This window comes from Congregibacter litoralis KT71, assembly GCF_000153125.2.
Taxonomy (GTDB): domain Bacteria; phylum Pseudomonadota; class Gammaproteobacteria; order Pseudomonadales; family Halieaceae; genus Congregibacter; species Congregibacter litoralis.
Map to the genome: position 1 here is coordinate 3,462,032 of NZ_CM002299.1, position 20,218 is coordinate 3,482,249.

Annotated in this window: 19 protein-coding genes and 2 pseudogenes; 13 read left to right on the top strand and 8 right to left on the bottom strand. The window is 58.0% G+C overall.

Annotated features, from left to right (window positions below):
- Positions 1 to 79: 79 nt before the first annotated feature.
- From KT71_RS15690 to KT71_RS15700, 3 genes are read right to left on the bottom strand one after another with little or no spacing between them, the layout of a single operon-like run.
- Positions 80 to 553, bottom strand: a complete 474-nt coding sequence (locus KT71_RS15690) for a low molecular weight protein-tyrosine-phosphatase (RefSeq protein WP_008294377.1) — start codon at positions 551 to 553, stop codon at positions 80 to 82.
- Positions 550 to 2,904, bottom strand: coding sequence for a hypothetical protein (locus KT71_RS15695; RefSeq protein WP_008294376.1), 2,355 nt, complete (start codon positions 2,902 to 2,904; stop codon positions 550 to 552). The genes KT71_RS15690 and KT71_RS15695 overlap by 4 nt, the downstream gene beginning before the upstream one ends.
- 3 nt (positions 2,905 to 2,907) lie before the next feature.
- Entirely contained in the window at positions 2,908 to 3,693 is a 786-nt protein-coding gene (locus KT71_RS15700) for a S1C family serine protease (RefSeq protein ID WP_008294375.1), read from the bottom strand.
- Positions 3,694 to 4,033: 340 nt separating this feature from the next.
- Here KT71_RS15700 and KT71_RS15705 point away from each other — a divergent pair, with 340 nt between their 5' ends.
- The 3 genes from KT71_RS15705 to KT71_RS15715 all read left to right on the top strand — a co-directional run bounded on the left by KT71_RS15705 (position 4,034) and on the right by KT71_RS15715 (position 6,994).
- Positions 4,034 to 5,452 (top strand): TIGR03013 family XrtA/PEP-CTERM system glycosyltransferase, encoded by a 1,419-nt coding sequence (locus KT71_RS15705; RefSeq protein WP_008294374.1) that lies wholly within the window; start codon positions 4,034 to 4,036, stop codon positions 5,450 to 5,452.
- A 201-nt stretch (positions 5,453 to 5,653) separates the two neighbouring features.
- On the top strand, positions 5,654 to 5,956 hold the full coding sequence (locus KT71_RS15710) for a hypothetical protein (protein WP_008294373.1): 303 nt from the start codon (positions 5,654 to 5,656) through the stop codon (positions 5,954 to 5,956).
- 162 nt (positions 5,957 to 6,118) lie between these two features.
- Entirely contained in the window at positions 6,119 to 6,994 is an 876-nt protein-coding gene (locus KT71_RS15715) for a DUF6268 family outer membrane beta-barrel protein (RefSeq protein WP_202962363.1), read from the top strand.
- A gap of 6 nt (positions 6,995 to 7,000) precedes the next feature.
- Here the strand turns inward: KT71_RS15715 and KT71_RS15720 are convergent, their stop codons facing one another.
- From KT71_RS15720 to KT71_RS15730, 3 genes are read right to left on the bottom strand one after another with little or no spacing between them, the layout of a single operon-like run.
- Positions 7,001 to 7,756, bottom strand: coding sequence for an ATP-binding cassette domain-containing protein (locus KT71_RS15720; protein WP_008294371.1), 756 nt, complete (start codon positions 7,754 to 7,756; stop codon positions 7,001 to 7,003).
- A complete protein-coding gene (locus tag KT71_RS15725; protein WP_040362419.1) occupies positions 7,753 to 8,742 on the bottom strand; it encodes a FecCD family ABC transporter permease in 990 nt (329 codons plus the stop codon). The genes KT71_RS15720 and KT71_RS15725 overlap by 4 nt, the downstream gene beginning before the upstream one ends.
- A 53-nt stretch (positions 8,743 to 8,795) precedes the next feature.
- Positions 8,796 to 9,713, bottom strand: a complete 918-nt coding sequence (locus tag KT71_RS15730) for a heme/hemin ABC transporter substrate-binding protein (protein ID WP_008294369.1) — start codon at positions 9,711 to 9,713, stop codon at positions 8,796 to 8,798.
- 146 nt (positions 9,714 to 9,859) lie between these two features.
- On the opposite strand from KT71_RS15730, the gene KT71_RS15735 reads away from it, so the two are divergent.
- The 3 genes from KT71_RS15735 to KT71_RS15745 are packed head-to-tail and all read left to right on the top strand — an operon-like array spanning position 9,860 to position 12,930.
- On the top strand, positions 9,860 to 11,971 hold the full coding sequence (locus KT71_RS15735) for a TonB-dependent hemoglobin/transferrin/lactoferrin family receptor (RefSeq protein ID WP_008294368.1): 2,112 nt from the start codon (positions 9,860 to 9,862) through the stop codon (positions 11,969 to 11,971).
- A 9-nt stretch (positions 11,972 to 11,980) separates the two neighbouring features.
- Positions 11,981 to 12,403 carry a ChuX/HutX family heme-like substrate-binding protein gene (locus KT71_RS15740; protein WP_008294367.1) on the top strand — a complete coding sequence of 141 codons (423 nt, stop codon included), beginning with the start codon at positions 11,981 to 11,983 and terminating at the stop codon, positions 12,401 to 12,403.
- On the top strand, positions 12,400 to 12,930 hold the full coding sequence (locus KT71_RS15745; protein WP_008294366.1) for a pyridoxamine 5'-phosphate oxidase family protein: 531 nt from the start codon (positions 12,400 to 12,402) through the stop codon (positions 12,928 to 12,930). The genes KT71_RS15740 and KT71_RS15745 overlap by 4 nt, the downstream gene beginning before the upstream one ends.
- A gap of 62 nt (positions 12,931 to 12,992) precedes the next feature.
- On the opposite strand, the gene KT71_RS15750 is transcribed toward KT71_RS15745, so the two are convergent.
- A complete protein-coding gene (locus tag KT71_RS15750; RefSeq protein ID WP_008294365.1) occupies positions 12,993 to 14,273 on the bottom strand; it encodes an O-acetylhomoserine aminocarboxypropyltransferase/cysteine synthase family protein in 1,281 nt (426 codons plus the stop codon).
- Between the two features lie 363 nt (positions 14,274 to 14,636).
- Here KT71_RS15750 and KT71_RS15755 point away from each other — a divergent pair, with 363 nt between their 5' ends.
- From KT71_RS15755 to KT71_RS15775, 7 genes and pseudogenes are all read left to right on the top strand, one after another.
- Positions 14,637 to 15,299 carry a porin family protein gene (locus tag KT71_RS15755; RefSeq protein ID WP_008294364.1) on the top strand — a complete coding sequence of 221 codons (663 nt, stop codon included), beginning with the start codon at positions 14,637 to 14,639 and terminating at the stop codon, positions 15,297 to 15,299.
- A 62-nt stretch (positions 15,300 to 15,361) separates the two neighbouring features.
- On the top strand, positions 15,362 to 15,994 hold the full coding sequence (locus KT71_RS15760) for a c-type cytochrome (RefSeq protein ID WP_008294363.1): 633 nt from the start codon (positions 15,362 to 15,364) through the stop codon (positions 15,992 to 15,994).
- Between the two features lie 483 nt (positions 15,995 to 16,477).
- On the top strand, positions 16,478 to 17,131 hold the full coding sequence (locus KT71_RS15765; RefSeq protein ID WP_008294362.1) for a PEP-CTERM sorting domain-containing protein: 654 nt from the start codon (positions 16,478 to 16,480) through the stop codon (positions 17,129 to 17,131).
- 68 nt (positions 17,132 to 17,199) lie between these two features.
- A pseudogene (locus KT71_RS21415) lies at positions 17,200 to 17,538 on the top strand (helix-turn-helix domain-containing protein); the annotation flags it as partial.
- A 12-nt stretch (positions 17,539 to 17,550) separates the two neighbouring features.
- A complete protein-coding gene (locus KT71_RS21120) occupies positions 17,551 to 17,733 on the top strand; it encodes a hypothetical protein (protein WP_051403822.1) in 183 nt (60 codons plus the stop codon).
- Between the two features lie 122 nt (positions 17,734 to 17,855).
- Positions 17,856 to 17,960 (top strand): annotated as a pseudogene (locus KT71_RS21420) (IS3 family transposase); the annotation flags it as partial.
- A gap of 12 nt (positions 17,961 to 17,972) precedes the next feature.
- Positions 17,973 to 18,578: an IS3 family transposase gene (locus KT71_RS15775; protein ID WP_008294360.1), complete on the top strand. Its 606-nt coding sequence runs from the start codon at positions 17,973 to 17,975 to the stop codon at positions 18,576 to 18,578.
- A gap of 163 nt (positions 18,579 to 18,741) precedes the next feature.
- Here the strand turns inward: KT71_RS15775 and safD are convergent, their stop codons facing one another.
- On the bottom strand, positions 18,742 to 20,109 hold the full coding sequence (gene safD, locus KT71_RS15780; RefSeq protein ID WP_023660177.1) for a sulfoacetaldehyde dehydrogenase SafD: 1,368 nt from the start codon (positions 20,107 to 20,109) through the stop codon (positions 18,742 to 18,744).
- Positions 20,110 to 20,218: the final 109 nt, after the last annotated feature.

Below are 20,218 nucleotides of genomic sequence, written 5' to 3' on the forward strand. Positions count from 1 at the left end.
GGCTTTTGCCTGCGATGCCGCCCCCTTGGAGGGTCTCAGCGGCCTTCGGCAACCTATGCCGGCCTGGGGAAGAGCCTCTTCAGCCCTCGGACAGGGTTTGCGCAAACTCCCGCGTTAAGCGATCGATGTGTTCCACCGCAGCACGAACCCCCGCCTTGTTACCAAAATAGGGATCGGGAACGTCAGCGCCCTGAGCATCGAGGAGCCTCACCCGCTCCTGCGCATCGGGAAATCGTTCGACAATCGCATCGAGGTGACTGCGCTCCATCACGAGAATCTGATCAGCTTGAGCGAGGATCTTCTCTGTGATCTGCCGGGCACGGATTCCTGAGGCCTTTACCCCCATCTCTTCGAGAACACCCACAACGCGCGGATCCGGGCGTCGACCCGGTGCTCCGACATCGGTCCCTGCGGAGCGCACGGCTATGGATCGCCCCATGCCCCGCTGCTGCAAGTGATGGCGGAGGAGCGCCTCCGCCGCCGGGGATCGGCAGACATTGGCCGTGCACACCATAAGCACGGTCACGTCGGGTTTGCGAAACGGCCAGATCACTTCAGCTCACCCTCGCGAGCATGGTTAGGCCTCGGCTCAATCGCTAACGCAGGCTCCGCAGTCAGGTCGTCAAAGCCTGTTGCATCTTCCCTCTTATACAGCAATGCAATAAAAAGAAGCAGGTAAAACCAGGTACTCACCCGTGCCGAATCCAAGGGGGATCCAAATGCACCCACAATCACTACCGAGATCACTGCCAAAAACGCCCCTACCACCACTGAATCTTTAATTCCGACTCCAACGGCACGCCGAGCGGCGAACCAGAGCAAAACAACACCCAAGAAGGCACCCAGCCACCCCATCTCAAACCATGTTTGAAGCCACAAGTTCTTCACATGCCAGGGTAAATGCGCGAAGTTTGCGTGAAAAAACCAGTAGTCAGTTCCTTGAGCGAAATCCACGTTCGAAAGCGCCTGCCCATAACTACCCAGAAGGCTCAAATCCGTTATCTCAACAGGGGACTTCCCGCGAGAATGTACAATGTGCAGTGACACAGGCCATCGCGTCCATGCTGGACCCTCGGGCACCTTGCCCGCGTTGAACGCGATTTCATGGGTTTCGAAGCCCTGCTCATCCAGCGGCGACTCCGTCTGGCCGTAAGGGATTAGCCCTCCCACGCAAGTTTGTCCCCATCGATCAAATATCAACTGATTCTGGCGGCATAAAATCACTCGCAATGCGCCTTTTCCCAAAGATCGTGTCCGTAATCGGAACAACAGAGCAGAATATGGTTCAACATCGACACGTTGAATCATCGCAAGATCGCTGCCGCCGCCGATACGAAGCCGCGGCGGAGAGTCATCAATAACTACGTAACTACCGATATCGGCAAGCGTATCGGGATAGGCGCTAATGTACCGGCGGGGAAAACTACCAATACCATTACCCAACCAATTAGCCGTTGAGTACTGCTCGCTACTATCAATCACCCGCTGCCAGTGATCCATACGGGCTTCAAAGTCTCTGCTGCTCGCAGTTACCCGCTCCGACATACTGAAACCGGTAAGCGCAAGCGCGATTCCTACTGGAAAAATCAGTAGCGCCAAAGCAACTCTCACCTGAGCCAAAAACTCCACTGCCAGAATTCTAGGCGAAGAGACCCAAAGCAACGCACTAAAGCACAGCACAGAAAGTGGTACGGCAAAGAGAGATACAGCGTTAGAAACAGCGTAACGACTTTCGGAATGCGCTTGAAAGGCGAAAAAAGCTAGGACAGCCACGACAGCGAAGTAGATGAAAGAACGATGCCTCGCGGTCAGAAAGTTTATCGATTGAAGAAAAACCCAGGCACAGACGGTCGCGCCATACACAAGCAATGCAGTACTCCCCCCGGTAGACTGCAACCAAAAAGCTTCGACCATAGCCAAGATCGTAAGCGAAACGCTAAGCAGCAAACCATAAAACTCGTTGCCCCGTAGCCGTTTCGTCATCGCCACCTGGGCTATTAGCGTCAGTACGACGGACACAGATGCGGCAGCCCACGTAGCCCTTGTAACACCCACGATAATGCAATAACCAAGGGAGACCACGGCTCCAGAGAGCAGCAGGCTAAAAAAAATAGTTCGTTGGCGGAAAAAGGCGAGTGTCACGATAGGAAGTAGTAAAATCATAAGCCCGTCAATAACCTCGCCCCCCGTGTGCATGTCTGCGAAGATGCCCGTTATACGGTAAGCACTTGAGAAGTTCAGAACCGAATGCGCCACTTGCCACCAGTTATCAGCTGTTACGAGAGTGGCTAGGCTACCGCGCTCCCACAATGCCAAAGCAAACAGAGTGAACGACGCTGCAATCACGCCGGCCATGGCCATGCGCAACGTAGCGCTGCGGTTCTCTAGCAATTGTGATGTTAAGAGCAGTGCCAAACAAAAGCCCCAAAGTAAGCCTTTACCGACCTTGTAACTGTATTGCGAGGAATAATAGGGATTTTCAAACAAGCGACCGGGCGGCTGCCAAAAAGCAGAAAGATCACTGATATTGGAAACATGCAGCGCGACAAATGCTAACAGCGGCAGCAATACCCAAGTTTTTGATATCGAGCTGACGCGAAACCGCCAAAACAGAGCGGAAATTGCGAGGGTCACGGCAATAAATCCGTCGTACTCACTGAAGAGAAAACGACCGGACCAAGGGGCAAGATCCACCGATACAGTAATCACCGGAAGTATAAGCAGCCAGACCCTTGGTAAGACGATAAGCAAAAACCCGAAGACCAAAAGCGCCCAGAGCATAGGCGAGCCAACCCGCGGCAAATTAGCAACAGCTGGCAGATAAATCGCCAACACCACGACGCCGATCGAAAACTGTAGCAACCGAGAGATGCTGAGCTGCTGTGGGATAGCTAGACTCGCCAAGAGCTAGTTCTCGTCCAATAACGTTCGTAAATGGCTCACGGGAATTGCATAAGCAATCCCCGACGGCGCCGAGAGCAAGGTCTCACGGCTCTCCTTGACGAAAACGCTGTTCATCACGCCAATGACCTCACCCGTGGCCACGCGATACACCGCCGAGCCGCTATTACCCGGATAGGCAATGGCATCAAGCTGATAAACATCAAAGGGTTTGCGCAGGCGACTCATTTGCACGGCATCCAGGTACCTGCCCTGATCGGCAGGCCGGGCCACCGGCGTGATCGCCGAGACAATCCCCTCGTGCGTGATGGGATAGAGTCCCAGCACCGCGCCGATGGGGAAGCCCGTAAAAGCCACGCGCTCGCCGGGGCGCACGCGGTCATCCGTAGCAAGGGTCATAGCCGGCAGGCGATCACCCTCATAGGCAAGCACTGCCAGGTCGTGCTGGGCGTCGTTTTTCAGGAGTCGGGCAAAGCGCTGTTGGGACAGCTTGCCACGACCACTGAACACCGCCAGCTGCTCACGGCCATCGCTGTCCAAATCCGTGGGAATGACATGGGCGTTGGTCACCACGTAGCTCTTACCCTCCGACTCCACCACAAAGCCTGTCCCCAGGAGCCGCCGCGGTGGGCGCCCCCCGGTGGGGGCACGCAACGGGTAGGCCGCTCCCACGCCCACCACCGAGGGGGTGAGGCGCTCAAGGAGATCGGGAAGCTCCTCTGCAGCGCTGCCGCCCGATAACAGGAGGGACAGCAGTAAAAGGTAGCAATATTGTGTGACGCGATAAATCAAAAAGGTGCACTCGGTAGTGACGGACCATAGCAGGCGCCATAATGGCTTGCCAGAGGCATTTACGAAAGCCGCGGGCCCGCCACAGGACTAAGACAGGACTCACACAGGCCTACAATAGGTGCCCAACCAGCACTCAACCAGCCCCCAAACGTGACCCCGCTCACACCCCGTCAAGCTGCCTTTTACCCCAGATCGGGTATTTTTGAGCGCGCTGTCACATTTCTTTATAAGAGGGCGTGTAATCTCGCCGGCGTTGGCTAGAGTGAAGACTCAACGCGAACCACACAGTCCTTCCGGCAAGAAAAACCTGAAGGACACGGGAAAACCCGAAGGGTGCACCATGACCGGCTTAGTTGGCACAGTAAGAATCTTCAACCACCATATCAACGTTGGCTACTACTGGCTGGCGCTCATCGATCTCATGCTCTTTGGCGCGGCCATTTACGCCGGCGCAGCTCTCTACTTCATCGGCCTTCCCGGTGGCTTTAGCAGTCAGATCAACAACTTACCGCTACAGGCGGTGATTTTTGCGGTGGTTACCACCCTGGCGATGTTCTCCATGGGCCTGTATGAGCCCAAGCTGCGCGAGGGGGTTAACGGCATACTGTTGCGCACCGCCGGCGCTTTCGGCCTCATGACCGTCGCCATGTCACTTATTTTCTACGTGATGCCCGACCTGCACATCTGGCGCGGCAACTTTGCCCTCGCAGCGGCCATCGCCCTGGTCGCAGCCTTGATCAACCGTCTCTTATGGACGCGCTTCATTGATCTTGAGCAGTTCAAGCGTCGCGTGCTCGTCCTGGGTACAGGTCCCACTGCAGCCACTATCAGTCAGAAGATGCGCCGCAAGGCCGATCGCCGCGGCTTTCGCATCGTAGGCTTCGTGCGCCAGGTAGGCGAGGAGTCCGTGGTCGAGGGCGAGCCAACCCTGGCTCTGGACTGCCCCATCTCCGAATACGTACGACGCAATGACATTGAAGAAGTGGTCGTTGCCCTGGAAGACCGTCGTGACAATATGCCCAAGGAAGATCTCCTTCGCTGTCGCGGCATGGGCGTTCGCGTCCTGGACATCGTTGACTTCTTTGAACAGGAGGCCGGCAAAGTGCTCATCCGCCAGGCCCACAGCAGCTGGTTTACCTTTGGCGCCGGCTTTCAGCGAGCCGATGCGGGCAACATCGCCAAGCGCCTCTTTGATGTCACCATGAGCTTTTTGCTGCTAATGATCGCCTGGCCTTTTATGCTGCTTACGGTCTTCGCCATCTGGCTCGAAGACGGCTTTGGGGCTCCGATCCTGTACAAGCAGAAGCGCGTGGGTCTTAACGGCCGCATCTATGAAGTCATCAAGTTTCGCAGCATGACCGTTAACGCTGAGGGCGACGGCAAGGCGCGCTGGGCCACCAGCAATGACGCCCGGGTTACCCGCGTCGGCAAGTGCATCCGCAAGACCCGTATCGACGAGCTGCCCCAGATCATCAACGTGATGGCCGGTGACATGGCCTTTGTAGGCCCCCGCCCCGAACGTCCCGAGTTTGTTCGCGAACTCAATGAGACGGTGCCCTTTTATGAGAAGCGCCACTGCGTGAAGCCAGGCATCACCGGTTGGGCCCAGATGAACTACCCCTATGGTGCCTCCCTGGAAGACACCTTTAACAAGCTGGAGTTTGACCTCTACTACGTGAAGAACCGCAGCCTGTTTCTGGACTTTCTGGTCCTCCTGCAAACCGCCGAGGTGATTCTCTTCGGAAAGGGCGCACGATAGAGCGCTCCCACCCCACTTCGGACTCGCTGTCAGCATTTTTTACACTTCCCTGCCATATCCGCCCTAAACGCCTGTAATTACGGGTAAAAAAATAGTGGCCCAGCCCTTGCAAGCCCCCTGACACGGGGTAAACTTGGGCAAACCAGCGCGGAGGTAAGTCGAGCAGAATGTGGTTTATTGCTCGGTCACGACGATAAGCTGATGGAGGTGCTACTCACCGTCATCGGTATTCTCGGTTTGGGTGCATTCCTGATTGCAGCCTGGGTTTTTGTCTCCGCCGCAAAACGCTACATCACCGGCGAAGATCTCCGGGAGGAACTGGAGGCCATGCAATCTGACCTCTCCCCCTATTCTTCCCGCACAGAACGCTCCGGCGGTCAGTTCAAAGAACGCTCTGGCAAAGACCGCCGGCAGCACCATGCCAATGTTTTTCCCCTGAAGATTGATGGCGTTGTTATCGACCGGGACCGCAGGGTGCATAACGACCGTCGTCGCGTTGCCTGAGACCACAACGGCCGTACGCCCTCTAAGCCGGCAGACTTCATCGATTTGTTTGCAACAGCTCTGATTACTGCAACTCGGATAGTTGGACGCACTTTTTTTGCTGCGATGACTCTTTTTGCTGCGAGTGCTTTTCTTGCCGCAAGCAGCCAGGCACAAAACTTTGTGCAGGACACGGTCACGGCCTTTGAGAACAGCGAGATTGTTTTTCAACGCAGCAGCTCCAACGCCCCCTTCATCCCCATCGCCTACACCAGCGCCCGCAGCTATGGCGAGGCTACCGTTGACAGCGCCCTCACGGGACAAGCCCTGAACTTCGAACAGCAGGGCGCGTCCGCAGCGGCGGGCGTCCCCTTTCTGGTGAGTGAGCGCGATGCGGTGATTGTCGGCGCCTATCTCAGCAGCAATCGTTTTAAAACGGACAACGAGCAGATTGATGACTTTCGCGTGGACTCCGTGGGCCTGCCCATTGGCTGGTTCCGGCAGGTCAACCCCCAATGGCAGGCCGCAGCCTTTGTCATGCCCGTGGGTCATCGCAGTACCCAGCAGGACTCGAACTGGACGTTGCAGACCATGGGCGGCGTCTTCGCCCGGTACACGCAAAACGAAACCCTGTGGTGGGCATTTGGTCTGTTTGGTGATGACAGCCCCAACGACAGCTACCTCATCCCCTATTTAGGTGCCAGCTGGGTAATCAATCCGCGCTGGACCTTGAGCGCCATCATGCCCTGGCCGGCCGTAGTGTATGCGCCGACCCCGGACTGGATGTTCCGTCTCGGCGCGTCGCCATCGGGCGCGGCCTGGAGCCTGCAGCCCGTGAACAACGAAGTGGCGATAAGCCTCGATGCCTGGGACTTCGGCTTAAGCGCCGAACGCCGAATCCACAAAAACCTCTGGCTGGAAGCGCGCACCGGTGTGGGCGGCCTGCGCGGCATTCGTTTTAACAGCGACGACAGCCAGCTGGAGGACCTGGACATCAGCGTGGGCGCCAGCGGCTTCTTTGCCCTCTCTCTCAAACTGCGCCCGGGCTTTCTCCCCTAGATGCACTCAAAGGAGAACCGGCTCACCTCCCAGATGCCCAAGGCGGGGCCGGTAACCCCAGAACTGCTCTACCCGGTCGGCACTCAGCACTGAGCGCACAGGCCCCGATGCCACGAGCTTGCCATCGGCGAGCAGGGCGCATCGACCGGCGTAGCGCAGGGCATGATTGAGGTCATGAAGCACCGCAACGACCGCGTATCCGTCATTGAGGGCGAGGTCCCGGAGCATCCGCAACATCCCATGCTGATGCCCCAGATCCTGGGCCGAGGTGGGTTCATCGAGGAGGAGCACCGGCGGACCCTGGGATTCACTGAGCTGCAGCAGCACCCGGGCAAGATTCACGCGCTGACGCTCACCCCCGGATAAGGCGGGGTAAGAGCGGTCCGCAAGGTGCTCGCAGTCGCAACGATCCATGGACCGGCGCACGCGACGCTGCCCTTCGCGCCAATCCACGCTGAGAGGCGTAAGACCGAGGGCCACCACCTCCTGCGCTGTAAATGCAAAGGGGATATGGGACTGCTGAGCCAGGACCGCGACGTTGCGCGCCCGCTCCGCGGCCGTCCACTCCCTGATGTTTCGGCCCTGCAAGGCAACGGTGCCGCGGCAACGTATATCCCCTGCCAGGGCAGCAAAGAAACTACTTTTTCCTGCACCATTGGCGCCTAAAAGCGCCTGAAACTCTCCCGCCATTGCCTCCCAGCTCGGCACCGTGAGAGCAAACCCGCCCCGACGCGCCTGCAGATCGATCACCCGGAGAGTCACAGTCCGCGCCCTCGCATCTGCAGCAACAGCATCATAAAAAACGGCGCGCCAATGAGTGCCGTCACAATACCCACGGGCAGCTCCGCCGGGGCGATGACTACGCGCGACGCGCTGTCGGCGGCAATGAGCAGCAAAGCGCCCCCGAGGGCCGACAGGGGCAGTAGCACCCGGTAATCGGGTCCACAGAGCATGCGCAGCATATGCGGCACCACAAGACCCACAAACCCGATAAGCCCGCAGGCGGATACGGCGAGTCCCACACCCAGGGCGACCAGGACAATGAGCTCGAGCTTCAACCACTCCACGGGAATGCCCAGGTGACGAGCTTCGGACTCCCCCAAAAGCAGTGCGTTCAGCGCTCTGGCACGCCCTTGAAAACGCAGAGCCACCGCCACTGCCGCAAGGGCCAGAACGCCGAGCAACACATCGTCGGCCCGCGCCAGGGAACCCATCTGCCAGAACGCGATATCCCGCAGACGCTCGTCGTCGGACAGATAACTCAGAAGTGCGATAGCCCCGCCGGACAGGGCCGAGATTGCGACGCCGGCGAGGAGGAGCAAGACCACGGAGGTGCCCCGGGCATCGAGAGCCAGGGAATAGACCAGCATGCTGGTGACGAAGCCACCCGCGAATGCCGCGAGGGGTAAGACTATGGATTGCTGGGCATTGGGTAGGAAAAAGATCGCCAGGGTCGCACCCAGAGCAGCGCCCGCGGAGACACCAATCACGCCGGGATCCGCCAGAGGGTTACGAAACAGCCCCTGCATCACCGCGCCGCACTGGGCGAGGAGCCCCCCCACCACGACTGCCAGCAAGCTGCGGGGCAGCCGCAACTCGAGCATCACGGCTTTTTCGTAGCCCTCCAGAGAACTCATGCCCAGGCCAAACACGACATCGGGTAGCGCCAGAAGAGCCGCGCCAAAGGGCAGGGACACAGCACCGGAGGTTAAGGACAAACCGCCGGCCACCAGGAGTGCAGCTAGCAAACAGATCGCTGTGGTGTGGGGAGCCAGGCGGCGGACAGTAGACCTATTCACCGTCACGGATGAGAAACCTGCTGGGGAGCGGTTGTGGCTCGTAGTATGCGCTCCGCCTCGGACAAGGCCTTGAGGCTCAATCCGCCTACCAGGGCTCGGCTATCCACGCTCACCACCGCCTGATCTCGGGCCGCCTGAGAGTAACGGAGCAGTGGATAGCCGCTCAGCCACTGCGCAGCCGCCGGTAGGGTTTCGTCGGCTATGAGCAGAACCTCGGGGTTCAGGGCCAGCAGACCCTCGGCGGTGAAGGTTCGATACCCGTTGTAGTCCACGGCATTGTTGGCGCCGAGTAACTGAAGAAGCGCATTGCCCGCTGACCCTTCTCCGGCGACGCGGAGCTCGCCATTACTTTCGCGCAGCAGCACCGCACGCCGGGCAGAGAGCGAAGAGTGCCGGGAGATAACGGCGGCCTGCTGGTCGATCTGCGCCAGCAACTGCCGGCCCGCTTCCTGCAAGTCCAGAGCCTCAGAAATCACGCGGATGTTAGCTTTGAGTCCGTCGACACTATGGGCAACGGGTAAGCGCACCAGCGCCACGGACGCGGCTGCCAGGGGTGCCAGGGCTCGCTCCGGCCCTGCATGCTCCGAGGCCAATACCAGATCCGCACGCTGGGCGAGTAAACCTTCCGCACTGAGCGCCCGGTGGTAGCCAAGACGCGGGAGAATCGCCCCTTCCGGGGGAAGGTCACTGGTGTCATCAACAGCCACCAGTCGATCCAGCGCCCCCAGCGCAACAACAATCTCGGTAATTGCGGCATCGGTGCTAGTCACGCGCTGGGTCGACGCCTCCGCGTAGGCCGTCACCGGCAAGAGCAGCAGCGTCATCACCGCAATGGGTAGGGTAAGTGCGGTGCTGCGGCAGAAAAGACTCCGCGAAAGCTCACGCGATCGTGCAAAAAATGGGGATGCGATATCGGGCATGACAATCTTCCTGATGAGACGTGGCCGAAATAGTGTCAGAGCTTCTCGCTTAAATCAAATACGAATCATTGTTATTTACATTTAGAATAAGATTTATTACCGTTGTTTTGAACCACAACATTTTGCGACTCACAGGACACCGCCCCATGCTCAGCACTGGCACCTTCTCCCACGACACCTCCCACGCGACCGTCCACTCCAGGCTAAAAGCCAACAATCCCGCGACGCATCTGCTCCCGCGCTGCATCGCCGTGGCCGTGGCGCTTGCAAGCAGCGCCGCCGCCCTCGCCACAGATTCTGGCGAGGCGACCGCCAAGGAAGACAGAGAAGCCGGACTGGAAGTCGTCACGGTCACGGCTACCCGCCTTGACAGCAATCTGGACGATGTCGCGCGAAGCATTGCCACTCTGAATCGCATGGATATCGAAAGCTTTCAGGCCCAGTCCGTGGCGCAAACCCTGCTCTACGAGCCCAATATCAGTGTCGCAGGCGGTCCCCGGGCGGCCAACCAGGCGCTGAACATCCGAGGACTCACGGGCAACAAAGTCCTGCAGACCGTGGATGGGGCGCGCCAGAGTTTTGAATCCGGTCATCGCCCGGGCTACTTCTTGGATCCCGAGTTGCTCGCCTCCGTGGAAGCGGTGCGTGGACCCGTATCCAGTCTCTGGGGCTCCGGCGCCCTGGGCGGGGTAGTGGCCCAGCGCACGCTGCGCGCCGATGACTTTCTGGCCGAAGAGCAATCTATGGGGGGATTCCTCAAAAGCGGCTATAACAGCAACAACAGTCAGCAAACCACCACCGCCGCCCTCCTCGGCCGCCAGGGTGGCAGCGATTGGCTGCTATCGGGCTATGTTCGGGACAGTGACGACGTCACCCTGGGCAATGGGGAACGACTCGAAGGCTCGGCGGCTGACACCCGCGGCGTCCTCGCAAAATTCCGTCAAAGCCTGGGTGACAATCACAGCTTGGAACTCATCTACCGCGGCGCCGAGTTCGATGGCGCCGTGCCGTCTAACGGTACCGCCCCCATCAACGCCAGCAGTAACTTTCTGTTACAGCGGGAGCAAGAAACCCATAACGGCAGCCTCGAGTACCGCTACAGCCACCCCAGCGACATGCTCGACACGCAGGTGCTCCTCTACACAAACCGCGTTTCCATGGATGAGCGCCGCCTCAGCGATGGTCGGGACGACAACACGGAACTCAACACCGTGGGCATCAACCTCAGCACCCGCGCCACCATCGGCGGCGCTGAGCTCCTCTTTGGCATTGATGCCTATGAGGAGTCCTTTGACGCCCGGCGCAGCGGTCTGAACCGACCGGAGCCCCCTCAGGCCGACACCGAGGTATGGAGCGCCTACAGCATGGCGCAGGTGCCCCTTGGTCAATCCTGGCGTCTCGATCTGGGTGTGCGCTATGACGACTTTCAAACCCGTGCGGACAATCTCAACAGCGAGCGCAGCGACGATGCCCTGTCACCCTCGGCCGCCCTGCGCTTTAGCCCCAGTGACAGCCTCAGCATCACCCTTCGCCACGACCGGGCGTTTCGCGCACCGAGCGCCGAGGAGCTCTATAGCAGCGGCACCCACTTCTGCATGGGCCCGGGGTTTTGCAACAGCTTTACCCCCAACCCGGATCTCGATGCCGAAACCGCGGCCAATACGGAATTGCTCGCCACGCTCGAACTCCCCGGCTTCCGCTCGGGCCACCGCCTGAATCTCTCCGCGAGTGTCTTCGAAAACAAAGTCGATGACTTTATTGAGCAAATTGTCCGCGGCCCCAGCTTTATGGGTCGACCCGATCCGGGTAACACCAGCTGGGTCAATGTCGATGCCGCGACCCTGCGCGGGGGTGAAATTTCCGCAAGCTATGCCGCCAACAATCTGCAGCTACGCCTTGGCTTCGGTTCCACCCGCGGCAGCGACGATGTCACCGGCGAGGACCTATCCAACATTCCCGCGGACACCTTCAATGCTGACCTGCGCTACCAGTTCACCCGACAAGACATCCTCACGGGACTTCGCTTTATTCACGCGCGAGAACAATCTCGCATCGATGTTCCTGAGCTTGATCCCAACACGCAGTTCGATGCCTACAGCGTTGTCGACCTCTATGCCCACTGGCGTCCCCAAGGCTTTGATGCCCTGCGCATTGACTTCAACGTCAACAATCTCGGGGACCGCTTTTACCAGCGCGCCTGGGACCAGCTTCCCCAGGCAGGTCGCGAAGTGATCATTTCAGCCGTTTACAGCTTTTAGGAGTGCCCGATGACCAGTCCGATAACACAACATGATTTTTTAGCCCCCGAAGACACGCTTCCTCTTTTAGAGCATCTGCCGTCCCTGGGACCCGTCACCTGCATCGTTTTACACGGCGGCTGTGTCTTTGAGTTCAGCGGGGAGTTTCCCCGGGGGCAGCGCAGTGAGGGCCACCTGAATCTCATGAACAACGGCAGCGGTTTCCATGGGCATCTTGCCCTTGCAAAGCTACACCGCGTGAGATTTCAGGATAAGCCGCACCGGGGTCGCCCAAGCTACGCCTTCGTCTTTGAAGACCCACAGGCGCAGTGCCTGTTCAAGGTGTTTCTGGGACGGGATGCCCAAGGGGAGGTTCTGGCCCATCAGCTGGCGTTTTTTCAACTGCTGCAGATCCAGGGATCACTCATAGCACAGGAGGAAAAGGAACTATGAAAAACACCGCTCTACAGAGCCGCCTGGCGGAAGAGGTATTGGGCTTTATAGGACAACGGAAGACACTGCAATTGGCGACCCTCGGGGAGGATGGTGTGCCCTATGCCTCCTATGCACCCTTTGCAGTCGCTGACGATCGCCTGTACGTGGTGTTGTCAGATATTGCGGTGCACGGCCTGAATCTTCTTGCGAATCCCAGAGCCTCGGTATTAATCATCGAGGACGAGGATAGTGCCGAAGAATACTTTGCCCGGGTTCGCGTGAACTATCAGGTACGCGCCACGCAGTTGAAAACTGAGTCCGATGCGGGAAACATGGCTTTGAACCATCTTGAGAAAAGATTTGGCGAGCGGCCCCGACGCCTCAGCGAACTGGCGGACTTTCGATTGTTTTCCCTCGCGCCTGTACAGGGGCGTTACGTCAAAGGCTTTGGGCGTGCCTATACCTTGAGTGGGGGCACCCTGGGCGGCGAGAACATTGAGCACCTTCGCGAGGGCCATCGCCCCCGGGTCCCTGCAACCGCTTAACCGTGCTTAACAGCCTGAATAACTCAGGGCGGTCATAGCCGCCCCGCGCAGTATCTGTGCCCCTAGCCGGCGCTGGCAGCCAGTGCCTGTTCAAGATCCGCGATGATGTCATCCACGTGCTCGATGCCGATGGACAGACGCACCATGCTCTCGCTGACCCCCGCCGAGGCCAGCTCTTCAGCATTGAGCTGCCGGTGCGTCGTGCTTGCGGGATGACAGGCCAGGGATTTGGCATCGCCGATATTAACCAGGCGCAGAATCAACTGCAGGGCGTCGATAAACCGCGCCCCCGCCTCATGCCCGCCTTCGAGCTCAAAGCTGATGATCCCCGAGGCGCGACCGCCGCAGATCTTTTTACAGGTCTCCACATAGGGACTGTCGGACAGGGTCGCGTAATTGACCTTTTTGACCGCTGGATGACCCAGGAGGTAATCGGCGACTTTTTCGGCATTGTCGCAGTGGCGCTCCATGCGCAACGCCAGGGTCTCGAGGCCCTGCATGATCAAAAAGGCGCTGTGAGGCGCCAGGGCAGCGCCCGTGTTACGCAGGGGCACCACGCGGCAGCGTCCGATAAACGCCGCCGGGCCCAGGGCTTCGGTGTACACCACGCCGTGATAGGAGGGATCCGGCGTGTTCATCACCGCAAAGCGCTCGGGCTGCGCCGCCCAATCGAATTTGCCCGAATCCACGATGGCACCGCCAATGGTGGTGCCATGGCCGCCGATGTATTTGGTCAGGGAGTGCACGGCGATATCGGCACCGTGATCAAATACGCGGCAGAGGATCGGCGTGGCAACGGTGTTATCCACGATCAGAGGCACGCCCGCGGCGTGGGCAATGTCCGCCCAGCGCTGAATATCCACGACATTCCCCGCGGGGTTGCCGATGGACTCGCAAAAAAGCGCCCGGGTGTTGTCGTCGATGAGCGCCGCCACGGCGTCAAAATCGTCCGCTTCGGCAAAGCGCACCTCAATGCCCTGCCGCGGGAAGGTGTGCGCGAACAGATTGTAGGTGCCTCCATAGAGCTGCGAGGTACTCACGATATTGTTCCCCGCCTCGGTGATGGCCTCGATGGCATAACGGATCGCCGCCATACCGGAAGCCACACTGAGGGCTCCGACACCCCCCTCCAACTGGGCGAGACGCTCTTCGAGCACGCCGTTGGTGGGATTCATAATGCGACTGTAGATATTTCCCGGCACCGCCAGATTGAACAAATCCGCACCGTGCTGCGTGTCATCGAAGGTAAAGGAGGTGGTCTGATAGATGGGGGTCGTCGCGGCGCGGGTGTTGCCGCGGTCGCCCTCATAGCCTGCGTGCAGGGCAATCGTCTCGGGTTTCATATCGGGTCTCTTTTTTTGCTGGTGTCTTTGTTGGTTTCTTTGTCGGTGTCTTTGTTGGTGTCATTGCCAGATGATTTGCTGGTTTGTTTTCCAGGTTTCGTTTTCTGATGCCTGTCGCTGCCCATGGGGAACGCGTCGGCAAGCCTGTGACCGGCGCTATCGTGGGCTAACGGGGCTTTGGATTGCAATAGGGAATTGCGGAGGGGAATTGAAATAGTGATCTGTAAGAGTGGGCTGCTATAATTTTTCAAGGTCGTGCAGCACTGGCGGGCATTAACGTCGTTTGTCAGCCACTGCTGCCGAGTTCAAAGCCGCCATCAAATTCAAACGGTTTTTGTCCACATTGCTACAAGGAATGTTCCTATGCGCACAGCGCAATTACTCATCGTCGCCCTAGCGCTATTCTCCCTCACTGCGCAGGCCCAGTTCGCCGGCCCTATGGTTCAGCGGTCTGGTAAGTGGGAGACCACCATCGGGCTTTACCTCACCGGCTCCGAGAGCAGCGATGGCCTCAATGAATCCTCCGTGGATATCGACAGCGGCTACGGCATCGGCTTCAGCGCTGGCTACAACTTTACCCAGAACCTCGCCCTGCGCTTTGACGGCTCCTGGTCCCGCGCCGACTATGACGCGGTGCTCGATACGGAAGACGAGGGCCTGGTGTTCATCAACCACCGCCTGACGACATTCACGGGCCAGTTCAACGGCGTCTGGAACCTACTGGATGGTCCCTTCACCCCCTACGTGCAGGCGGGCATCGGCTGGACCTATCTCGACTCCAATGTGGCCGACGGACCCCCAAGCACAGGCTGCTGGTGGGATCCCTGGTGGGGTTACATCTGCAGCAATTTTTACTCTACCTACGCAGAAACCAACTTCAGCTGGAATATCGGCGCCGGCCTGCGCTATGAATTCGGCCGCGGCATGTTTGTTCGCGGCGGCTGGGAACAAACGACCATTGACGGTGGCCAGGGCGCTGACCCGACCTTCGACGCCTTTCGCGCCGAACTGGGCTGGCAGTTTTAAAGCACCTTGATTCAAGCTTAAAAACAGGGTGCAGAATCACCAAGGCATAGGGGTACTGATCCATGGATAAGAAGTTCTGGATAATCATGAGGATCGCTTTCACGGCGGGGCTGGTTTCGGCCATTGTCATGCCCTCCTTCGCGGCTGCCGCGGATGAGCGAGGCACCGGCAAGACGCCAAACCCCCTCAAGGGTATGACGTCCGTGGAGGCCAGCAAGGGTATTGAACTGCCCATGGGATCCGACGACGAGGCGGTTGCCAAAGGACGCTACCTGGTGAATTTACTGGGCTGCGCAAGCTGCCACACGGACGGAGCACTCATCGGCAAACCGGATCCGAATAAAACCCTGGCAGGGTCCACGATCGGCATCGCCTACAGCAATCCCATGGTGAACACCTACCCCGGTGCCGTGTATCCGCCTAACCTCACCCCGGATAAAGAAACGGGCCTGGGTGACTGGACTCTTGACGAAATCGTTACTCTCCTGCGCAGCGGCAAAACCCGCCACGGCCGCCAGACCATGGCGATCATGCCCTGGACAAGCTACGCCCAACTAAGCACCGACGATGCGCGCGCCATTGGTAGCTACTTGCTGTCTTTGGAGCCCGTAAAGAACAAAGTGCCCAAACAGGTTCTACCCGGAACTCCTGCGAAAACTCCGCTGGTGCATGTGGGGCTGTATCGGAGTCGTTGATTTGTGGGTGTGAGCCACCCGGTTTCTATCTAGTGTACAAAACGCGGTTGAAAGTGGTTTTACTGCTCAAACCACGTGTATTGTCGCTCTAGTCAAGAACAGTGTCATAGTAGAGCCGCAGCTGCTGCCAGCTGCCTCCCAAATTGGCTAGAAGACAAGCGGCCAAGTATTGAAGGATGTCTGCCAAAACCCACTATCTGGCTGCGGTGTTTGGCGACTGCTCCCACCTCAAGGCGGTCGTATCAGTAGCCCCGCCTAAAAAACTACGTGAAACAGTCACACGCGAACGTTTGTTAACTCTCTGGTTATGTTGGTCATTGCGTTTACGTTTCGCACATACGCATAGCTAAGTGTCAGTATTTTTTACAATAAAGCACTTCAGGCGCGATTTAAGCCTTCTGTCAATACGGTAACATTATGATAATTATATTTTTTATTTTTTTTGGACCATATTATGCTTAATACTCGTAAAAGGAGATATCTATGAAAATCAAACTTAGCGTTGTGGCAGCACTTTTCGGTTTATTGATCGGAGGAAGCGTGCAAGCCGGAATAATAAGAGGAGCGGTCTCTGCGACGCTTATATCTGGCACTGAATTCAGCGCGGTATATAGCGTTGGCAATACCATTGATCAGTCAGGGTTGCTTACCGGGTTTACAAGTGGCGTCGATGATTTCGATACCTATTTGGGGTTGAATCCCCTCCATTCGCTTATTGCCGAGCGAGAATACTTTTCCCAAAGTGGCACAACAAGCGGGGTAATTGAATACGATCTGGGTGGCTTGTTTAGTGTCGATAAAATTGCCTTGTGGAACGAGGATGTTTCGGGCATTTTGTCGCTGGATATTCTGACCTCAGTAGACGGCAGCACGTTTATGGAACGGGTAAGCGATTTTGCTCCCACGGACAACGCAAGTAGTGTTGACTACCTCGCAGACGTGATTTCTCTTGGTGGCAGCGTGAACGCTCAATATGTGCGCTTGGATATGAATTCGTGTGGTAGCCCCTACTGCTCTCTTGGTGAGGTTGCTTTTTCCACAGCAGCGGCTCAAGCCTCTGTTCCGTCACCTGCGACCCTCGCCCTTCTTGGCCTCGGCCTTGCAGGCCTTGGATGGTCGAAGCGCAAAAAAATGTAAACGGCACTCCTTATACAGCCCTCCGAGTGAACTGACCCCCGATAGTTGGACAAACCAACTTCGGGGGTTTGTTCTTTATAACGAAGTATTCCTTTGACGATAAATGTCAGATCATTGATTACCACCTAGCTACAGGTGATGGCGCCAGACGCCTAAGCCGGCGTTTTGGTGTTGGTCCATCGCACATTCGCAACTGGCTAAGTCTCTACCAGCATCACGGTTACGAAGGCCTCACCAAGCGCTCTGGACACTTCAGTGTCGCATTCAAAACTAGCGTTCTGAGCAAGATGCGCGCAGAGTCATGGTCTGCCAAGACGGCCAGCGCGCACTTCGGTATTGCCTCTCCAAGCACCGTAGCGACATGGGCAAAGCGGTTCGCGCAGGCCGGCGAAGCCGGACTAAGCCGGAGACCCAAGCGCATGAAACGTAAACGACCTAAGGGGCGAGCGGATCTGGATGAGATTCTCGATAAACCCGTCGAGGAGATGACCGCTGAGGAGTTGCGCGAGGAACTGCTCTACCGCCGAGCGGAGACCGACTACCTAAAAAAGCTGGAAGCCTTGGTTCGGGAGCAGCGATCGGACGAGAACAACGATCGCTAGCGGTGACTGAACTGAGGCACATGCATGGGCTTAAATACCTCCTGCGGGCGGCGCGCCTGCCTCGCAGCGTGTTCTATTACTGGCAGGCTAAACGGTAGCAACCCGATGTCGATAGGCATGCCAAGGCTCGGATCCAGGCAGTATTCCGTGATCACGAGGCGCGTTACGGCTATCGGCGTGTAACACTGGAATTGCGGCTACAGGGGCTGCCGATCAACCACAATTAGGTCCAGCGCCTCATGCAGGACATGGATCTGCGAGCCAAGGTGCGTCGGCGTCGTTTTGTGTCTTATCGAGGCGAAATTAGTCGCATCGCCGAAAATCGCCTGAATCGAGAGTTCTATGCGCCTGAGCCCAGGCAGAAATGGGTGACGGATGTTACCGAGTTCAACGTGGCCGGGCGGCGCTTATACCTGTCGCCTGTGATGGACTTGTTCAATCAAGAGATCGTTGCCTATCGAGTGAGCAGCTCCCCCAACGCAAGGATGGTCAACGACATGCTGGATGATGCTCGGGCTTTGCTCGGGCCTGAAGAGCAGCCGCTGCTGCACTCTGACCAGGGTTGGCTCTATCAGCTGGAGGGATTTAGGGAACGGCTGGTAGCTTCACAGATGACCCAAAGCATGTCTCGCAAGGGCAACTGTCTGGATAATGCGGTGATGGAGAACTTCTTTGGGCATCTGAAGAGCGAGTGCTTCAATGGCGAAAAGTTTGAATCGATCAGAGCGCTCGAAGCCGAGATCCACGACTACATCGACTATTACAATCATCGGCGAATCAAAGCCAAACTAAAAGGCCTAAGTCCCGTTGCTTACCGAACTCAGGCCTTTGAAGACTCCGCCTAAACTGTCCAACAAATGGGGGGCAGTTCAGAGTGAGGGCTTTTTATTGCCCAAGATTTGATAAAGCTAACGTCTCAAATTAGGCGAAAGCGGTCATCGCCACTCGCGTTGCAACCATCCCAAAAAAATGGGCTGAAGCTTCAACGCCCACCGCTAAAACCACCCCTCAAATCACAAGCGTCTTTTGATAGCTCATCTCGCGAATCGCGTACTTCACGCCCTCACGGCCGATACCGCTGTCTTTAACGCCACCGAAGGGGAAGTGCTCCGCCCGAAAACCCGGCCCATCGTTTGTAGCTAAAAGCCCCACCTCCAGCTCATCAAACAGCCGTCGCATCACGCGGATATCCTGAGTGAATACACCGGCCTGGAGCCCGAAGGGCGAGGCATTCACCAGTTCCACCACCTCATCGAGATGATCGAACTGCCGAAGCGGCAGCACCGGCCCAAAGGTCTCCTCGACCACCAGCGTTGCATCATCGGGAACCTCCTCGATGACCGTCGGCCAGAGAAGGTTCCCCTCCCGTTTGTGACCACAGGCAAGCACCGCTCCTCGGGATAGCGCATCCTCGATGCGCCCACTAATTTCATCGGCGGCGGCAGCGTGAATCACGGGGCCCACAAAAGTCGTCTCCAAGGTCGGATCCCCCACCGCCAGAGTGCGGGTTTTTTCCACCAGCGCATCCCGGAAGCGCGCGTAAACCTCGCGATGCACAAACACGCGCTTGGTGGCGGTGCAGCGCTGCCCGGCGGTGGCGAAACGCTGATTAATCGCAGCCGCAACGGCCGCATCGATGTCGGCGTCAGGCATGATGATCAGGGGGTCGTTACCGCCGAGTTCAAGGAGCAGCTTCTTAAAACCTGCGGCTTTGGCAATGGCATTGGCAGCCGCGGTGCCACCGGTAAAGTTAATCGCCTTGATCTGCGGGTGAGCGACTAGTTCTGCCATGGCCGGGACGTCGGGAATGCACAGTTGCAGGGTTTCGGGAGGCATCCCCGCTTCATAGCAGAGTTCCACCAGACGCCGGGCAGAGGCGGTATTTTGCGGACCGGGCTTAAACAACACGGCGTTGCCCGCGGCAAAGGCCGGCCCCAGCTTGTGCATGGCAATATTCAGGGGGAAATTAAACGGTGTAATGCACAGCACCGTACCCAGGGGCCGCCAGACCACGACGCCAATGCGCTCACGGGTGGGCGGGTAGGCATCGGAGTCCAGCGCTTCGCCGGCGATCTGCCGGGCCTCTTCCGCGGAAGCGATGGTGGTATTGAACGCCCGGTCCAACTCCACCCGCGCATCGGAAATCGTTTTGCCGATCTCCGCCGTGATGAGCATGGCGAGCTCTTCTCTATGGGTTTTGAGCAATTCCGCCAGGCGCCTGAGGATATCCGCACGTTCATGGGCTGCGAGACTGCGCTGAATCAACTCACCGCGGCGAAGAGCATCAAGGCTTGCGCTAACCGCCCCTGCGTCCGCATAAACGTACTCCCCGAGACATTCGTCATTCCAGGGATTGATCACCGAGTAGCTGGCCATTTGCTGTCTTCTCACCTTCCCGTTGCTGTCGACCCCGCTATTGTCCTCGCTTCGCCCCACTAAAGACCAGTGCAGCTAAGGCTCCAAAAAAAAACCAGTCCGGGTAAGC

Excerpts from the sequence above, each read along its gene's own strand:
- KT71_RS15705 (WP_008294374.1), top strand. The coding sequence starts at position 4,034 with ATGACCGGCTTAGTTGGCACAGTAAGAATCTTCAACCACCATATCAAC.
- KT71_RS15710 (WP_008294373.1), top strand. The coding sequence starts at position 5,654 with ATGGAGGTGCTACTCACCGTCATCGGTATTCTCGGTTTGGGTGCATTC.
- KT71_RS15730 (WP_008294369.1), bottom strand. The coding sequence starts at position 9,713 with ATGCCCGATATCGCATCCCCATTTTTTGCACGATCGCGTGAGCTTTCG.
- KT71_RS15735 (WP_008294368.1), top strand. The coding sequence starts at position 9,860 with ATGCTCAGCACTGGCACCTTCTCCCACGACACCTCCCACGCGACCGTC.
- KT71_RS15740 (WP_008294367.1), top strand. The coding sequence starts at position 11,981 with ATGACCAGTCCGATAACACAACATGATTTTTTAGCCCCCGAAGACACG.
- KT71_RS15745 (WP_008294366.1), top strand. The coding sequence starts at position 12,400 with ATGAAAAACACCGCTCTACAGAGCCGCCTGGCGGAAGAGGTATTGGGC.
- KT71_RS15750 (WP_008294365.1), bottom strand. The coding sequence starts at position 14,273 with ATGAAACCCGAGACGATTGCCCTGCACGCAGGCTATGAGGGCGACCGC.
- KT71_RS15755 (WP_008294364.1), top strand. The coding sequence starts at position 14,637 with ATGCGCACAGCGCAATTACTCATCGTCGCCCTAGCGCTATTCTCCCTC.
- KT71_RS15760 (WP_008294363.1), top strand. The coding sequence starts at position 15,362 with ATGGATAAGAAGTTCTGGATAATCATGAGGATCGCTTTCACGGCGGGG.
- KT71_RS15765 (WP_008294362.1), top strand. The coding sequence starts at position 16,478 with ATGAAAATCAAACTTAGCGTTGTGGCAGCACTTTTCGGTTTATTGATC.
- KT71_RS21120 (WP_051403822.1), top strand. The coding sequence starts at position 17,551 with ATGAAACGTAAACGACCTAAGGGGCGAGCGGATCTGGATGAGATTCTC.
- KT71_RS15775 (WP_008294360.1), top strand. The coding sequence starts at position 17,973 with ATGCAGGACATGGATCTGCGAGCCAAGGTGCGTCGGCGTCGTTTTGTG.
- safD (WP_023660177.1), bottom strand. The coding sequence starts at position 20,109 with ATGGCCAGCTACTCGGTGATCAATCCCTGGAATGACGAATGTCTCGGG.